Here is a 15,829-nt window from a genome sequence, read left to right on the forward strand (position 1 = left end):
CATGAGCCCGCGTCCGATGTTCTCCCGTACGACGGCCGCCTGCGCGCCATGGGTACGGACCCGGCTGCGCACCGCCCCGGAGGCGGCCTGCGCGCTCGGGCTGCTGGTGCTGCTGACGGCGTTCCTGGCCGCCGCGTTCCCCCGGGCCGTCGACCGGTACGAGGGCGAGGGGCTGCGCCACGACCTGGGCGCCGCCTCCCCCAGGCGCAGCGTCCTGGAGGTCAGCAGCCCGCCGCCGGGGCTCCAGCTGCCGGAGGCGGCACGCGAGCGGGCGGTGCGGGACGAATCGCTGGGCTCCGCGCACCGGGCGCTGCTGGCCGGGCTGCCCGGTCCGCTGCGGGCCGACAGCGGCCAGTCCGCGTACGGGCTCCGGACGACGAAGCCGACCCCCGCCGCCGAGCCCTGGTTCCCCCGCCCCTACGGCATCGACCCGGAGCTGACGTACACGACGCAGTCGGGACTGCCCGAGCACGCCACCCTGCGCGCGGGCACGTGGCCGGCCGTCCGAGGCAAGGTCACCTCCGGCACCGCGGAGGTGGAGGCCGCGGTCACCGAGGAGACCGCGAAGGCGCTGCGGATCAAGGTCGGCTCGGCCGTCTCCGTACCGGTCGCCAGGGGCGGGCGGTTCACGGTACGGATCACCGGCATCGTCACCCCGCTGCGACCGGAGGCCGCCTACTGGTCGGCCGAGCAGCTGCTGCGCACCCCCTCGCTGGTGGCCAAACCGACCAAGACCGAGCCGCGCTACTACTGGACGGCGGCGCTGCTGCTCCCTCCGGACGCGGCGCCGGCGCTGCTCGCGACCACCGGGCAGCCCGAGGCGTACTGGCGGATCATGCCGGATGTCTCGCGGCTGACCACCCTCGACACGGACCGGATCCGCTCGTCCGTGGCCTCCCTGGAGGGCGGACCGGGGCTGCTGAAAGTGCGCGCCTCCGCCGGTGCGACCGCGACGGTGACGACCGACCTGGACGAGATCGTGAGCGCGTACGAGGGGATGCGGCAGGCGATCCGCCCGGTCGTCACCGTCGCCGCCGTTGGCATCGGGGCCGTCGCCGCCGTGGTGCTGCTGATGACGGGCGGGCTGATCGCCGGCCGGCGCCACGACGAACTCGCCCTGCTGCGCGCCCGGGGCGGCTCCCTGCGGTCCATCGGGGGCCGGCTGCTCGCCGAGACCGCGGTGACGGCCGTGCCCGCCGCCGCGCTGGGCCTGCTGCTCGCGGTGCTGGTGACCGGCGGGGGCAGGCTGTGGCCCTCGGCCGCCGGGGCGGCGGCGGTCGCCGCGCTGGTCTGCGCCGCGCTCCCGGTCCGTACCGTGCTGCTGCACCGCAGACCACGGCTGCACGGCGGCCGGGACGACCTGGTGAGCGTGCGGCCGTCGCGGCGGCGCACCGTCGCCGAGCTGACCCTGCTGGTGCTGGCCGTCGGCGCGGTCGTCGCCCTGCGCCGACGCGGCACGGGCGGTGAGGGGGGCACCGATCTCCTGGTCAGCGCCGCCCCCGTGCTGGTCGCGCTGATCGCGGCGCTGGTGCTCGTCCGGCTCTACCCGCTGCCGCTGCGGCTCGCGCTGCGCTCCGTGGCCCGGCTGCGCGGCGCCATCGGCTTCCTGGCACTGGCCCGCGCCGGACGCTCCTCGGCCGCCGGGACACTGCCGCTGCTCGCGCTGCTGGTCGCGCTGACGACGGCGGCGTTCGGCGGCTCGGTCCTGGCTGGGGTCGCGGCCGCCCGGGACACCGCGGCGGTCCTCGCGACCGGCGCGGACGCCCGGATCAGCGGCGGGGCCGACTCCGCACCGCTGCCGGACAGCCTGGTCCATGCGGTGTCCGGAGCGGACGGCGTACGGGAGGTGGCGGGCGTGCAGATCGAGTACGGCGTCTCGCTGCCGCCGCCCGAGCGCGGCTTCGAGGACGCCCAGGGCACCACCCTGATCGGCGTCGACCCGGTCGGCTACGCCCGGCTGGCCCGGTCCACCGGCGTCGGCCCCTTCACCGCGGACCGGCTGAAGTACACCGGCCCGCCGACGCCGAAGGGCACGATGCCCGCCAAGGACCGGGTGCTGCCGGTCCTCGCCTCGCCGTCCGTCGCCCAGCGGCTCGGGGACCGGCCGCGCGATCTCCAGTCGATGGCCGGGGACTTCAAGGTCCAGGTGGCGGGCACGGTGGCGCACACGCCGGCCGTCACCGACACCTCCTTCATGGTCGTCGACGCCTCCGCCCTCACCCACCGGCAGACCACCGCCCTGCTGCTCACCGGCGACCGGCTGGACGCCAAGGCGCTGCGCGCGGCGGCCGGGCACGCGGGCGAGGGCCTCACCGTGCGGCTGCGCTCCGAGGCGCGCGCCGCCTACGTGGACACCCCCATGCAGGTGGGCGCGGAGCGGATCTACACGGCGGCGATCGCGGCCGGCGCGGGCTACGCCCTGCTCGCCGTGCTCCTCTCGCTGCTCCGGACCGCACCGGAGCGCACCACGCTGCTGGCCCGGCTGCGCACCATGGGCATCGGCACCCGGCAGGGCGGACGTCTGCTGGGCTACGAGGCCATGCCGCAGGCGCTGCTCGCGGCCGCGGGCGGTCTGCTCGTCGGCCGGGCCACCATCGCGCTGCTGGCACCGGGCGTCGACCTGGTGCACCTCGCGCTCGCGACCGGGACGGGCTCCGGTCCGCTCTACGACGCACCGCTGCGGGCGGATCCGTGGTCCATGGTCCTTCCGGCACTCGGCGTGGTCGTCCTCACCGCCGCGGTGGCCGGTGTACAGGCCTGGTGGACCGGCCGCCGCGGCTCGATCACCGAACTCAGGGCAGGAGACTCCCGATGACGACTCCGTCGACCGATTCCACACTGGCGGAGCTCGAACAGCGGGCCGCCGCACGCCGCGACCGGCCCTCCTACGGGCACGACGCGCTGATCTCCTGCGACCGGCTGGTGCGCATCTTCACCACGGACGGGGTGGAGGTGCAGGCCCTCCAGGGTCTCGATCTGCTGGTCGCCGAGGGCGAGTTGCTGGCACTGGTCGGCGCGTCCGGCAGCGGCAAGTCGACGCTGATGAACATCCTGGCGGGTCTCGACGTGCCGACGGCGGGCGCGGCGAAGGTGGCGGGCTGCGATCTGCTGTCGATGGGGCAGAAGGAGCGGCTGCGCTACCGCCGGGACGTCGTCGGGTTCGTCTGGCAGCAGACCGCCCGCAATCTCCTGCCCTATCTGACGGCGATCCAGAACGTCACGCTGCCGATGCAGCTGCGCGGCGGCGGGCGCAACCGTGAACGGGCCGCACGAGCCGAGTCGTTGCTCGCGATGCTGGAGGTGGCGGACTGCCGTGACCGGCGCCCGAGGCAGATGTCGGGCGGTCAGCAGCAGCGGGTGGCGATCGCGGTCTCGCTGGCCAACTCCCCCTCTGTGCTGCTCGCGGACGAGCCGACCGGCGAGCTGGACTCGGCCACCGGAGAGCAGGTCTTCGCCGCCTTCCGCCGCGCCAACGAGGAGCTCGGCACGACGATCGTGATCGTCACGCACGACCAGGCCGTCGCGAACGAGGTCCGCCGCACGGTCGCCATCCGGGACGGCCGCACCTCCTTCGAGGTGCTGCGCCGCACCGAGGTCGACGCGGCGACGGGCCAGGAGTCCCAGGTGGCCCGCGAGTACGCGATGCTCGACCGGGCGGGCCGGCTGCAACTGCCCTCGGACTACACGGAGTCGCTGGGCATGGAGCACCGCGTGCTGCTGGAGCTGGAGCAGGACCACATCGGGGTGTGGCCGGACGCCCGCGAGCCGGAGTGAGGCGGACCGGCCCGGAGACGTCCTTCGGCCGGACGGGTCTGATGGGCCCGCTGTAGGCTCCGCGCATGGCGACGCACGAGCACGAGATCACCGAGCCCGTCGATCTCTGTCTGCCCGACGGCCGTCTCGATCCGGCGGCGGTCGGCTGGTCCCGGGTGCCGCTGCACCGCGCCAATCTGCGCGGCTGGGGCCGGACGAAGCGCTGGGAGTACTGGTGCGTGACGACGCCCACCCATCTGGTGGTGCTGACCGTCAGTGACCTCGACTTCCTCGCCCTGAACACGGTCTACCTGCTCGAATACGCCCCGGGCGGGCTGGAGTCGGAGCGCACCGCGATCGTCCCCGGCGGCTTCGGCACCGGGCTCCCGGACACCGTGGCCGGGGCTCCCGGCTCGGCGGACGTGGTGGTCGGGCCCGCGCGGCCGTCCGGTGGCAAGGTGCGGATCGAGATCCGCGACGAGAGCGCCGCGACCCGGCTGCGGGCCCGGTGTCTGACGGCGGACCGGGTGCCGCTGGAGGTGGACCTGCTGGTCGCCCGGGAGCCGGGGCACGAATCGCTCTCCGTCGTGGTGCCGTGGAGCGACCGGCGCTTCCAGTACACCTCCAAGCACACCGCGCTCCCCGCGTCCGGCCGGGTCCGGATCGGCACGGAGTTCCTGGAGTTCGACGGGGACGACACCTGGGCCGTCCTGGACCACGGCCGGGGCCGCTGGCCGCGCACGGTCGACTGGAACTGGGGCGCCGCCTCCGGACGCACCGGCGGGCACACGGTGGGCCTCCAGTTCGGCGGACGCTGGACGGCGGGCACCGGCTCCACCGAGAACGGGCTCTGCGTGGACGGCCGACTGACCAAGATCGGCGAGGAGCTGGACTGGCGGTGGTCGGCGGCCGACCTCCTCGCCCCCTGGACCATCCGTACGCCCTCGTCCGGCCAGGTCGACCTGGTGTTCACCCCGTTCCGCAACCGGTCGGCACACACGGACGCCGGTCTGATCGCCAACCGCACCGACCAGTGCTTCGGCCATTACGACGGCCGCGTCCGCACCGACGACGGAGAGGAGATCGTGGTGGAACGGCTGCTGGGCTGGGCCGAGGACGTCCACATGCGCTGGTGACCCGGCAGTTTGACGACAGGCCCTAGCCGCCCACGGAGACGCCGAGCGGGCCCAGCCCGGCACCGGCCCTGCGCAGGGCGATCGCGCCGAACGGGGTGCGCAGCCGCAGCCACGCCCCCGCCGCGAGCAGCGCGACGGGAAAGCCGGGCGCGGACCGGAGGAAACCGAGGGACTGCGCCGCGTGCACGGCCCGCAGCGGCAGCTCTGTGCCGCCGACGTTCCGGGACCAGATGTCGTGTCCGATGAGGTCCCGCTCCGCCCGCGTACGCCGGTCCTTCGGCAGTGCCTCGTCGCGCGCCCGGAACTCCTTCACGGCGGCGCTCAGCGCCGTGCCCAGGGCGACGGGGCCGGGCAGCGCCGGGCGGCACTCCTGCCAGCCGCCGCGCGGGGGCAGCACGCCCGTCCAGGGCGGCCCGGTCACCGGCTGGGGCAGCGCCCCGGCACCGGCGTCCGGTCCCTCGACGTCGAGGGATTCGAGGAGTTCGCCGGCCGACACCGTGACGTCGAAGTCATGCGTGTCCGCGAGGCGCACCGCCCGGATCGCCAGGACCTCGAACGATGGCGGCCGGCCGAACACGGCGAGCGCCCCGCCGCCCGCCTGGAGGCGTACGGCGGCGGCCCGGTCGTAGTGGAGCAGCCGGCCGAGGAAGGCCGCGAGATCCGCGGCCTCCCTCGCGTCGGCGAACAGCAGCGACTGCACGGGCACGGTCATGCCGCAGCGGGCTCCTCGGCCAGGTACTTCTGGAGGAAGAGCTTCTCCTCCGCGGAGATCCGCCGGGGGCGCTCCTCGGCCAGGTCGTACGGCACGACGATGGTCGACGCCCGTACGTAGACCTGGTCGGGGTCCTTGATCTCGTAGGCGATCGTCAGCGACGCGGCGCCGATCTTCGTGACCCAGGACTCGACGGTGACCGGCCTGTGCCGGTGGACCAGCGGCCGGACGTAGTCGATCTCGTGCCGGGCCACGACGGAGCCGCCCGCGAACGACGGCGAGCCGTCGCCCGGCGCCAGCCGGAACATGAAGTCGATGCGCGCCTCCTCCAGGTAGCGGAGGAAGACCACGTTGTTGACGTGGCCGAAGGCATCCATGTCCGACCAGCGCAGCGGGCAGCTGTAGATGTGACGTGCCAAGACGATCAGCCTCGCGTGAGCTTCTTGTACGTGGCGCGGTGCGGACGGGCCGCGTCCGCACCGAGGCGCTCGACCTTGTTCTTCTCGTACGACTCGAAGTTGCCCTCGAACCAGTACCACTTGGAGTCGCCCTCGTACGCCAGGATGTGCGTGGCGACGCGGTCCAGGAACCAGCGGTCGTGGGAGATGACCACGGCCGCACCCGGGAACTCCAGGAGTGCGTTCTCCAGCGAGGAGAGGGTCTCGACGTCGAGGTCGTTGGTGGGCTCGTCGAGGAGCAGCAGGTTGCCGCCCTCCTTGAGCGTCAGCGCCAGGTTGAGGCGGTTGCGCTCACCACCGGAGAGCACACCGGCCGGCTTCTGCTGGTCCGGGCCCTTGAAGCCGAACGCGGAGACGTACGCCCGCGAAGGCATCTCGACCTGGCCGACGTTGATGTAGTCCAGCTCGTCGGAGACGACGGCCCAGAGGGTCTTCTTCGGGTCGATGTTGGCGCGGGACTGGTCGACGTAGGAGATCTTGACCGTGTCGCCGACCTTGATGGCGCCGGAGTCCGGCGTCTCCAGGCCCTGGATCATCTTGAACAGCGTGGTCTTGCCCGCGCCGTTCGGACCGATGATGCCGACGATGCCGTTGCGCGGCAGCGTGAACGACAGGTCATCGATGAGGACCTTGTCACCGAAGGCCTTCGAGAGGTTCTCGACCTCGACGACGATGGAACCGAGCCTCGGGCCCGGCGGGATCTGGATCTCCTCGAAGTCCAGCTTCCGCATCTTGTCCGCCTCGGCCGCCATCTCCTCGTACCGGGCGAGACGTGCCTTGGACTTGGTCTGCCGGCCCTTGGCGTTGGAGCGGACCCACTCCAGCTCTTCCTTGAGCCGCTTCTGACGCTTCTCGTCCTTGCGGCCCTCGACCTTGAGGCGGGTGGCCTTCTTCTCCAGGTACGTGGAGTAGTTGCCCTCGTAGGGGATGGCGCGGCCGCGGTCGAGCTCAAGGATCCACTCGGCGACGTTGTTCAGGAAGTACCGGTCGTGGGTCACGGCCACCACGGCGCCCGCGTACTTCGAGAGGTGCTGCTCCAGCCAGTTCACCGACTCGGCGTCGAGGTGGTTGGTGGGCTCGTCGAGCAGCAGCAGGTCCGGCGCCTCGATGAGCAGCTTGCAGAGCGCCACGCGGCGCTTCTCGCCACCGGAGAGCGTGGTGACCGGCCAGTCGCCGGGCGGGCAGCCCAGGGCGTCCATGGCCTGCTCCAGCTGAGCGTCCAGGTCCCACGCGTTGGCGTGGTCCAGGTCCTCCTGGAGCTTGCCCATCTCGTCCATGAGCGCGTCGGTGTAGTCGGTCGCCATTTCCTCCGCGACCTCGTTGAACCGCTTCAGCTTGCCCATGATCTCGGCGGCGCCGTCCTGCACGTTCTGCAGCACGGTCTTCGACTCGTCGAGGTGGGGCTCCTGCATGAGGATGCCGACGCTGAACCCGGGCGACAGGAAGGCGTCACCGTTGGACGGCTGCTCCAGTCCCGCCATGATCTTCAGCACCGTGGACTTACCGGCACCGTTGGGACCCACCACACCGATCTTCGCGCCGGGCAGGAAGCTCAGCGTGACGTCGTCAAGGATGACCTTGTCGCCGTGCGCCTTGCGTGTCTTGCGCATCGTGTAGATGTACTCAGCCAAGAGAAACCGTCCGGCAATCGATGAGTGGGCAGATACACCCCATCTTGCCTGACGGCCACCTCTTGACGGAAACCCGTATCGGGGGGTGGGCCTGACCTGGCCCTACGCCGGTCCGCGCTTGTAGGTGATCTGTCACTGGCTGTCGCCGCCGATCGCTGTTGAGCGCCCTCGCACGGCCCAGGGACGGCCCAGGAACGATCACTGGGAGGAGCGTCAAGATCGCCCGGAGCGGAAAGGCTCAAGACCGTCTTCGACAGACAACTTCTCGGCAGGCCCGGGACAGTCGGCTCCCCACCTGGCATCCTGCGTCCGTGAGAATCATATGGGCCGACTTCTGGGCACTTATAGACACCTTGAACGGTGAGGCCAGCGAGCTGAACTGCCAGCGGCTCGCTGAAGAGCTGGGTCGTCGCCCGGTTGCAGACATCGTGGGCTTCGCTGAACGCCATGCCGAGGCTCTCTACCGTCTGGACCAGGAAAAATTCGGCGTCCTGCCGGTCGTCGACCTGACGGATCGCGACGGGAGTCCGTTCCCTATGTCGGCCGACCATTTCCTGTACACGCGTTGCGCCGTGGTCGCCGCCGGTCGAGCCGTCTGGGAAAGCGTCTTCTTCGACGTCGACAAGTTCGCCCCGTACACCTCCACCAAGTACGACGCCGAGTGGCTGCTCTACGTGCCGGACAAGGCGTACGAGCTGGCCACCGGCCAGGAGTGGCACCGCTCAACTCGGTACTGGGTCGAGACCTTCTCCAACAAGGACGGCTGGCCGGACCTGCAGGACTGAGGTCCGCACAGCCTCAGCCACCCCGCTACCGCCCGGTGGGAATCTCGTAAACGATCTCGCACAAGGCGGCAGGCGCGACGATGTCCGCAGTCTCCACGGGCCGGCCCTCGTCGCTGTAGTACGTCCGCCTGATGTGGGTAACGAGAGCTGCCTTCTGGATGCCGAGGAGAGACGCCTCCTCGGTAGTCGCCTGCCGCGGCTCCGGCTGCTCGACAGCATGGCTGACCGTGACACCGATCGCGGCCATACGGTTCACGACGCCTGCCCCGGCGTGCGGCCCTCCCTCGGGAAGGACGACGAGCGTGCCGGCGGTGAGGTCGTACGGCTCCCAGCTCGTCGACAGCTGCACCGGCTTGCCGTCGGCCAGGAACTCGTACACGGTCCGGACACACAGATCGCCTTCGCCGACACCGAGCCGCGCCGCGATCTCGGCCGGCGCCGGGACTTTGGCCTCGGTCCGGCTCTCCCAATCCCCGCGCCTGCCCACAGCCTGCATGTCCGCACGGAACGGGGAATCGTCACGCTGCTCGCGGGCCGAGGATCGCACCACCCGGACGCGCCGACGGGGCTCGGCAACATAGGTGCCGGACCCCGCACGGCCTTCCAGAACTCCCTGCGAGATCAGCAGCTCCTGCGCGCGACGGACGACGTTCTCGCCGACGCCGCACTCCTCGGCGATCTGGGCACGTGAGGGCAGCCGGTCCCCCGGCGTCCACTCGCGCTCCGCGATCCGTCGTCGGAGAACGTCCGCGATGCGGAGATAAGGCGGCTGCTCAGGCATATGGAAAATCTAGTCCACTAGCTCTAACCTAGTTAACTAGCTTCACGTAACGTGATCACACGGCGACGGAGATACCTGTGCCCGCTTCCGAACTGAGCGCCGAGGACCTCGCCGCCAGGTTGTCCGCCGCCGGACTGACCACGCACGTGGTGCAGCACGCGCACCGCACATCCATCAGAGCGGAGGTTCCGAACGACTTCCCCGCCGACTCATGGCGGGAGGTCCTGGACGCAGTGGCGACAGCCGATCGATTCGGCCTCGTCGCGAGCAACGTGGACGGCCTCGTCTTATGGGCCGCCGTACGCAAAGAGGTCCCCGCGACGGGCGATGTCCGGGGACCTGGCCATCAGCGTTAGGAGCTGATCAGCGTGTTCAACCGTATCCGCGGTGCCGTCTCACGCACCAGTGAGCGGTACTTCCCGATGGGCCGGCACCGCCGCGCCTTAACCGCGCTCTGCCCGCGGGCCGTCCCGCTCGACCTCGCCGACGCCCCCACGCTGCACATGGGGCAGCTTCGGCACGGAATGGACGTCCTCGCCGACGAGGACAGCCAGCTCGTGCGCCCGTACGTGCTAGCCCGCCGCGAAGGCGCGAAGCAGCAACCAACACCCGTAGCTCACACACCGCTCGCGCGAGCCCGGCTCGCACCGAGGGGGACGAACTGATGCCAACTCATAAGCGGCCAGGTGTGACGAACGCGAAAGCCACGCCCTACAGGTCGAGCTCGTGCCTCATTGGAACGCACCGTCAGTGCGCGCATTCCTCCCCCGCCGTGGCACCGATCGGCATCCCCGTGGTCTACGAAGCCTGCGACTGCCCCTGCCACCCCTCCACTTCAGGAGAGGTGCCCCAGTGAACAGATGGACGCCTGGCGGCGCACTTGCCGCAACTGTCGAGATCACCGCAACCAGCGTGCAGAGGGGCGATGTGATCCAGATCGGAGGCCAACCGTGTCGCGTAACCGACCTCCTCCAGCTCGCAGGTGCGGCAAAACGGCTTCGCTTCGAGTCGGGAGAGCTGCTGACCATGCACTCCCAGACTCGATTCGTCGCGCTTCGGGTCCTGAGGCGGAGGTGATTCAAGCCGTGGCTTCACGCCGCCATGTCATCGCCGACGACCTCCGGAGCCAGATCTCATCCGGTCGATTCAAGGCCGGCGAACGTCTCCCTTCCGAGGCACAACTCGCCGCACGCTATGCGGTCAGCACGCCGACCCTGCGGAACGCCCTCGCCGTACTCCAGGGCGAAGGGCTCGTCGAGAAGGTTCACGGCAGAGGGAACTTCGTCCGCCATCCCATCCGAAGAATCACGTACGTCGGCGGCGGCCGCACGCCCGACGCTCAGACCGCGGCCGATGCGGCTCTCCGTATGACGGTCCGCACGACGCATCTCCCGGCGCGAGGGGATCTGACCGCTCTTCTGAGGGTGTCAGCAAGCAGCCCACTGACCGAATTCCTCTGCATCAGCTACGCGGAGAAGTCACCGCACAGCCTGGCCAGGATCTACGTCCCCCGCGACTTGGCGCCGGCCAATGGTCCAGGCGAGTCGGCCCTACGCAAGGGGGTGTGGGCAAGGTTGTCGGAACTGCACCCGCCGCTGGCCGAGGTACAGGAGCGGATCAGCGCACGCTTCCCAACCCCGCGAGAAGCGGCAACCCTGCGCATCAGCTCAGCCCTGCCCGTTCTGGCGGTCATCCGCGTAGCGACCGACACAACCGGACGCGTCGTCGATGCAGCGCGGCTGGTGCTTCCTGGCGATCGCGCCGACGCGCTCTTCACGCACCACACGATGAGCGGAGACAGGAGCACAGAAGGATGACACCCAACAACGAACTGCGGCTCCTCCCATGGCCGGGCCCCGAGGGCAAGCCCTGCTACCTGAGCACCGACGACAACAGCGGCCACCTGTCCCGCCTGGCAGACAGCATCGAGGCGGCACAACTCGGCATGGCAACCGACCTCCTGGAGCGCGCATCCGAAACACTCGACGACGAGGACACCGAGAAGGAAGAGCTGCGCCACCTTGCGACGGCCCTGGCTGAAGCCCTTCACGAGGTGCTCCGCGTGGCCACAAGCCGCGGCCACCGCCTACCAATATCGGATCTCACCGCTCGCGGCGGGGGCAACGAGGGCCCGAGACTGCAGGCAGCGGCCTTCGGGTAGCAGCAATTCAGTTCCAAACAGAGGAGCTCCAGATTCAGCCTGGGGCTCCTCTGCCAGGATCGCCTGGCGAGAGTTCCCCGGCCGTGAAACGATGCCGGCCAGAGAGTGGGGGGACATGATTCAGTCAGTGCTCACGAACATCGCGATCGGGCTGGTGACCAGCTTCCTCGGCGGTGGGTTCGTCTGGTCGTGGGAGCGAGCCAAGCGTGCTCGGACGGTAGCCAGAAGGGCTGCGTTCTTTGGCGTGCGGCCTGGGCAGACCTGTCTGTTCGTGCTGGGCAGTAAATATAACTCGCCTGGTACCGCCCATTACCGCGACGTAAGGGCGGTTGTGGAACTGGGCCTACTCGCAGGCGAGTTGCAATGCCACGTCTCTTTGGAATCGGGTGCATTCCGTGGGGGCAACGACGATCGCACGGAATTCTGTGTCGGTGGGCCCACTGGGAGCGCCAACCTCCGCACTGGCGGTCACCTCGCCGCCCACCTCCCAGGAGTTGTCATTCATCCATACGACGACACCCGACCAGACTCGGTGGCTATTGAAGTTGATGGAGAGAAATTCCTGTTCGATCGGGGAAACCAGGAATACGCGCTCGTTGCAAAGTTCACACCGGCGGAGTCCGTTCGCCCAGTCTTCCTGGTAGCTGGGCAATCATCGGTGGCCAACCTGGCCGCGATCCACTTCCTCCGGCGCGAGTACGCGCAAGTGAGCAGACATCTGTCGTCGGTGGAGCGCTTCTGCGTGCTTATAAAGGTCTCCGGCATCAGGACGTATGAGTTCCACCGCGCGGAAATGGAACGGGAAGTCACCGCGGCCGCGTTCACACAGTGAGCGCGCTCACCGGTCCAAGATCTCACCGAGGACCACTGCAGCAGCACGGCTCCATGTCACCCGTTGGGTCATCTCGTCGCGAAGCTCGGCTGCCTGACGGAAGGCGCCTTCACAGTCCCGCAGCTTCCTGTCGATGGCCCGAGCCCACTTCTCAACGTCAACTTCGTCGTCTCTGGACAGTTCGACGACGAACCGGCTCGCTCGCTCGTGTCCCAAGGTCTCTCGGAGCAAATCAGCCAGTCCGCTCTCTGAGCTGATCAGGACCGGGATGCCCTGAGTGATCGCCTCAAGTCCAACCAGACCAAACCCCTCCCTACGCGAAGGCATGATCACCAGGCTGGCGGTCTTCAGATCTTCGTCAATGCGGGGCTGTGACGACGTGTAGGCACGGACTACGACATCCAGCCCGGGACTCGCCGCCCATGTCACGATTTTCCTCCGCTCCTCATCCACCGCAGATGCTGGGGCACCACGCACCACCAGTCGGACGCTTCTCAGGCCATCCTCGCGTAGCCAAATCGCGACTCGACCGCATGCTGCGGCGGCCAAGTCCACGCCTTTGAGTTCTGCATCCTCTACACGGCCCAAGAGCATGACTCGACATGGGGAACCCTGAGGCGGACCAAGATCCGCACCTTGACCAGCGCCGTCGAACCCCGGATCGAGCCTCAGTGGAGAAAGGCCCTCGGGCTTCCTGAACTCGTCGACGTATTGCTCGTGCAACCGAGGTCCGACCGTGACCACACGGTGCGCGGTCCCGCCGAGGGCCCGCTCGACACTGGTTCGTTCCTCGGCCCGCAGGCCAAGGTCATTGCCGCGATCAGGCTTATACCATTCAATCTCGTCCGGAGCCATGTGAACGAAATGCAGGCGACGGGCGGTGGGGAAGAAGTCGTCGGCTAGTTTCTGCGCTGCGGGCCCCGTGATCCGGCCGTGCCCCAAGACCAAGTGCGGCACAGTTCCACCGAGTTGCTTGGGACGGCTGGTGAGCCGCATATCGTCGGAGGCCCCGGGCATGTCGGGAGCTGGGAGAAGCGTGACGCCTGCCTTGTCCGCAGCGGCGAATTCCGCTGCGGTTGCCTCCAGTACCACACAGAACACCTGCGCACCTGCGGCGGCCAGCGCCTGGCACAGATCCCGGTTGAACGTACTGAGACCGCCATGGGTGGAATTCCATTCGGTAGCCACGGACACAACTACCGGCTTCTGTGAGGAATATGCAGTGAAGGGGGTAGCTGTCTGCGCGTGCACATTGACCGCCCCTTCGTCCGGTGCTTCATCGGACGGCCCTATCGGGACGTCGCCAGGAGGCATACCGAGGGCGGCGCGGGCGCGCTGTACCGCCTCCGCAATGTCTACTTGAGACTCCTGGTTCAAACGCGTGCTGTCGTCCGGGTCCGGGAGCAGCAGGAAGGCCATCTTATTGATCAGCGCCGTGCCCCTTAGCTCTGCCGCGGCCCCCAAGAGGTGCTTGGCGGCGCCGTCCCGGTCTCCGGTCAGGAAATGAGCCATGGCCGCGTTGTAGCGGCTCAAGGCGCGCTGGGAGGCGTCGGAAGAAAGTTCGAGAGCGCGCTGAGACCATGCGAGAGCGTCGCCCTTGAGCCCGTAGGCCAAGCTGAGATATGTCAGGCTGTTGGCCTGCTTCCAGCCCGGGTGCAATGCAAACGACGACTGGAAGTTACTACGGGCAGCGGACACGTTTCCAGTCCCGTATGCATTGAAAGCGGCGTTGTAATGATTGTCCGCCAACTCGGTGCGCAACTCCCCACTGGCCTTTCGGAACCAATCATGAGCCGGCCACGTCCGCAGTGGCACGCGAACCCGATCGGCGGTGAGGTGTCCGCCGAGTCCCGCGACCCGGTCAGCTACCACCTTGAAGGCGGCAGTGTCGGCCAGCGAGATATCGTCATTGTCGGCAGAGTACAGCCAGCGTTCAACTGTGTGGTTGCGGTAAGTGCAAGTAACGGTGGTGAGGTCGAGGGCCAATGGCTCACCCGTGCGCAAGATTGCAGAATGGAGGAAGGCGACCCGCGGGAAGATATCCGGGCCTGCGTCAGGCATGCTCTCCAAGGCGCTGAGCATTTTCTGCACGTGCCGCGCACCCATCTGGGAACAGCATGTCTCGAAGATATGCAGAGAGTCTTGGGCAAACTCATGCAGTACGGAGAAGAGCCGATTAATAAGCATGGCTCGAACGTCACCTCGGCTGGTGACCTGGGCGTGGGGCTGCAATCGGATGGTGCGGGCCGTCCAGAGCCGGGCGTAGACCTCGTCGAAGAGCTCCGTCTGCACTGCGAAACGGACAATGTCCTCGGCGGCGAGGATACCTTGCGCAGCTAGTTTCTCCCTAAATTTGTCGTACTGCTCGCGTGTGATTTCCGGCTGTCCAGCCAAGCAGTAGGCAAACCATGCCTCGTCCGGTGTCGCGTGCCCCAAACCCGAGGTTAGAACGTTGAAGGCAACGAGCTCCTGTCGTTTCATCCCGCGCACGGCATGAACTAGTGGTCGTTCCAAGACATCACGGCCCGATTCCATTCGAGATCGGATGCCTTCGACTACCTCAGGAGTGAGCTTCATTCGATCAGTGACGCCACTCTGCCAGCGAGTGAACATCTCGTGACAATAGAGCTGCACTTCATAAGGGTTGCCATCAGTGAGCTGCCGCAAGGAGGAGGCCAAGCCTTGCGGGATCCCGCCATAGATTCCCGCACTGCGGAGTGGTCGCACTATACAGCTCGCGACATCCCCGTGTTCTACAAATGCTCGGACTTCAATTTCCTTGAATTGCCTCAAAATGGGCGAGTGCACGTCCATGATCCGGTCGATCAGTCCGGACGTGCCCGATAGCACCAGGACCAGGCCGTCAACACGGGTGGTGAGGAAGCGCATAACCGACAGGGCCCTGGCGTCACCGGCGATCAGTTGGGCCTCGTCCACGAGGAGAACTACTGGATGCCCAAGAAGGCGCACAATATGGGACAGATCGGCACGCAACGCCGCCTCTGGCACCCTACCCTCGGGCCCAGCGAGGGCCGCCGCCTCTGGGAACTGGAGCGGGGCTACGGACGCCGCTTCATTGACCCCGGCCATCACCCGACGCACGGCTGAGACATCGAAGGGGACGTTCGCCCCGGCTTGTACGGCCTCGTCCGCAATCGTCGAGATCAACTCGTCGTACAACTTACGGAAGAAGGCAATGGGCTCGCCGTCCCCCTCGACCAGCTCCACGCGCACGGTTGTAAGGCCGCGAGCCGCAGCTATCCGTTCTGTGGCGTAGAGCAAGCTCGTCTTCCCGACAGCCCGCGGGCCGTGCAGGACGATACAGACGGACGCTCGATCGACAGCTGTCTGATCGATCTCATATGCGATGGTGGCGACTTCCCAGTCTCGTCCAGCAAAGGCTGCGGCCTCACGCACCGGGTTCCGGTAGTCGTACGGATTACGAAATTTAGAGATGTTCATGAGCCCCCTCGTTCATGCAGATCGTACGATCCGAGGGCCATCGGCGTCAGTGTTCTGACGCGAACCCAAAAGTGCTGAGCGTGAGGGCCGCTACCTACGGCGGCAGCGGGGCTACGCG

14 protein-coding genes are annotated in these 15,829 nt (G+C 68.2%); 9 read left to right on the plus strand and 5 right to left on the minus strand.

Going from position 1 to position 15,829, the window contains the following annotated elements:
- Position 1: 1 nt before the first annotated feature.
- The 3 genes from ACZ601_RS08135 to ACZ601_RS08145 all read left to right on the plus strand — a co-directional run bounded on the left by ACZ601_RS08135 (position 2) and on the right by ACZ601_RS08145 (position 4,889).
- Entirely contained in the window at positions 2-2,815 is a 2,814-nt protein-coding gene (locus ACZ601_RS08135) for an ABC transporter permease (protein ID WP_469534491.1), read from the plus strand.
- Positions 2,812-3,774, plus strand: coding sequence for an ABC transporter ATP-binding protein (locus tag ACZ601_RS08140; RefSeq protein ID WP_469534494.1), 963 nt, complete (start codon positions 2,812-2,814; stop codon positions 3,772-3,774). Before ACZ601_RS08135 ends, ACZ601_RS08140 begins: the two co-directional genes overlap by 4 nt.
- Positions 3,775-3,839: 65 nt before the next feature.
- Complete coding sequence (locus ACZ601_RS08145) at positions 3,840-4,889, plus strand: DUF2804 domain-containing protein (protein WP_469534500.1); 1,050 nt, start codon at positions 3,840-3,842, stop codon at positions 4,887-4,889.
- 22 nt (positions 4,890-4,911) lie between these two features.
- Here ACZ601_RS08145 and ACZ601_RS08150 read toward each other — a convergent pair whose 3' ends face one another.
- From ACZ601_RS08150 to ettA, 3 genes are read right to left on the minus strand one after another with little or no spacing between them, the layout of a single operon-like run.
- Positions 4,912-5,601 (minus strand): DUF8010 domain-containing protein, encoded by a 690-nt coding sequence (locus tag ACZ601_RS08150; protein ID WP_469534503.1) that lies wholly within the window; start codon positions 5,599-5,601, stop codon positions 4,912-4,914.
- Positions 5,598-6,020: an acyl-CoA thioesterase gene (locus ACZ601_RS08155; RefSeq protein WP_399126114.1), complete on the minus strand. Its 423-nt coding sequence runs from the start codon at positions 6,018-6,020 to the stop codon at positions 5,598-5,600. The genes ACZ601_RS08150 and ACZ601_RS08155 overlap by 4 nt, the downstream gene beginning before the upstream one ends.
- A 5-nt stretch (positions 6,021-6,025) precedes the next feature.
- A complete protein-coding gene (gene ettA / locus ACZ601_RS08160) occupies positions 6,026-7,690 on the minus strand; it encodes an energy-dependent translational throttle protein EttA (protein ID WP_440574239.1) in 1,665 nt (554 codons plus the stop codon).
- A gap of 311 nt (positions 7,691-8,001) precedes the next feature.
- On the opposite strand from ettA, the gene ACZ601_RS08165 reads away from it, so the two are divergent.
- Complete coding sequence (locus ACZ601_RS08165; protein WP_469534508.1) at positions 8,002-8,475, plus strand: DUF4240 domain-containing protein; 474 nt, start codon at positions 8,002-8,004, stop codon at positions 8,473-8,475.
- A 25-nt stretch (positions 8,476-8,500) separates the two neighbouring features.
- Here ACZ601_RS08165 and ACZ601_RS08170 read toward each other — a convergent pair whose 3' ends face one another.
- Positions 8,501-9,256 carry a GntR family transcriptional regulator gene (locus ACZ601_RS08170; RefSeq protein WP_469534511.1) on the minus strand — a complete coding sequence of 252 codons (756 nt, stop codon included), beginning with the start codon at positions 9,254-9,256 and terminating at the stop codon, positions 8,501-8,503.
- Positions 9,257-9,333: 77 nt separating this feature from the next.
- On the opposite strand from ACZ601_RS08170, the gene ACZ601_RS08175 reads away from it, so the two are divergent.
- From ACZ601_RS08175 to ACZ601_RS08195, 5 genes are all read left to right on the plus strand, one after another.
- Positions 9,334-9,612, plus strand: a complete 279-nt coding sequence (locus ACZ601_RS08175) for a hypothetical protein (RefSeq protein WP_469534514.1) — start codon at positions 9,334-9,336, stop codon at positions 9,610-9,612.
- Positions 9,613-9,624: 12 nt separating this feature from the next.
- Complete coding sequence (locus ACZ601_RS08180; protein WP_469534517.1) at positions 9,625-9,921, plus strand: hypothetical protein; 297 nt, start codon at positions 9,625-9,627, stop codon at positions 9,919-9,921.
- 420 nt (positions 9,922-10,341) lie between these two features.
- Positions 10,342-11,073: a GntR family transcriptional regulator gene (locus tag ACZ601_RS08185; protein WP_469534520.1), complete on the plus strand. Its 732-nt coding sequence runs from the start codon at positions 10,342-10,344 to the stop codon at positions 11,071-11,073.
- Complete coding sequence (locus ACZ601_RS08190) at positions 11,070-11,417, plus strand: hypothetical protein (protein WP_469534522.1); 348 nt, start codon at positions 11,070-11,072, stop codon at positions 11,415-11,417. Before ACZ601_RS08185 ends, ACZ601_RS08190 begins: the two co-directional genes overlap by 4 nt.
- 127 nt (positions 11,418-11,544) lie before the next feature.
- Complete coding sequence (locus ACZ601_RS08195; protein WP_469534525.1) at positions 11,545-12,249, plus strand: hypothetical protein; 705 nt, start codon at positions 11,545-11,547, stop codon at positions 12,247-12,249.
- Positions 12,250-12,255: 6 nt separating this feature from the next.
- Here ACZ601_RS08195 and ACZ601_RS08200 read toward each other — a convergent pair whose 3' ends face one another.
- Entirely contained in the window at positions 12,256-15,711 is a 3,456-nt protein-coding gene (locus tag ACZ601_RS08200) for a glycosyltransferase (RefSeq protein WP_469534527.1), read from the minus strand.
- Positions 15,712-15,829: the final 118 nt, after the last annotated feature.

The organism is Streptomyces sp. NPDC104307, assembly GCF_055584045.1.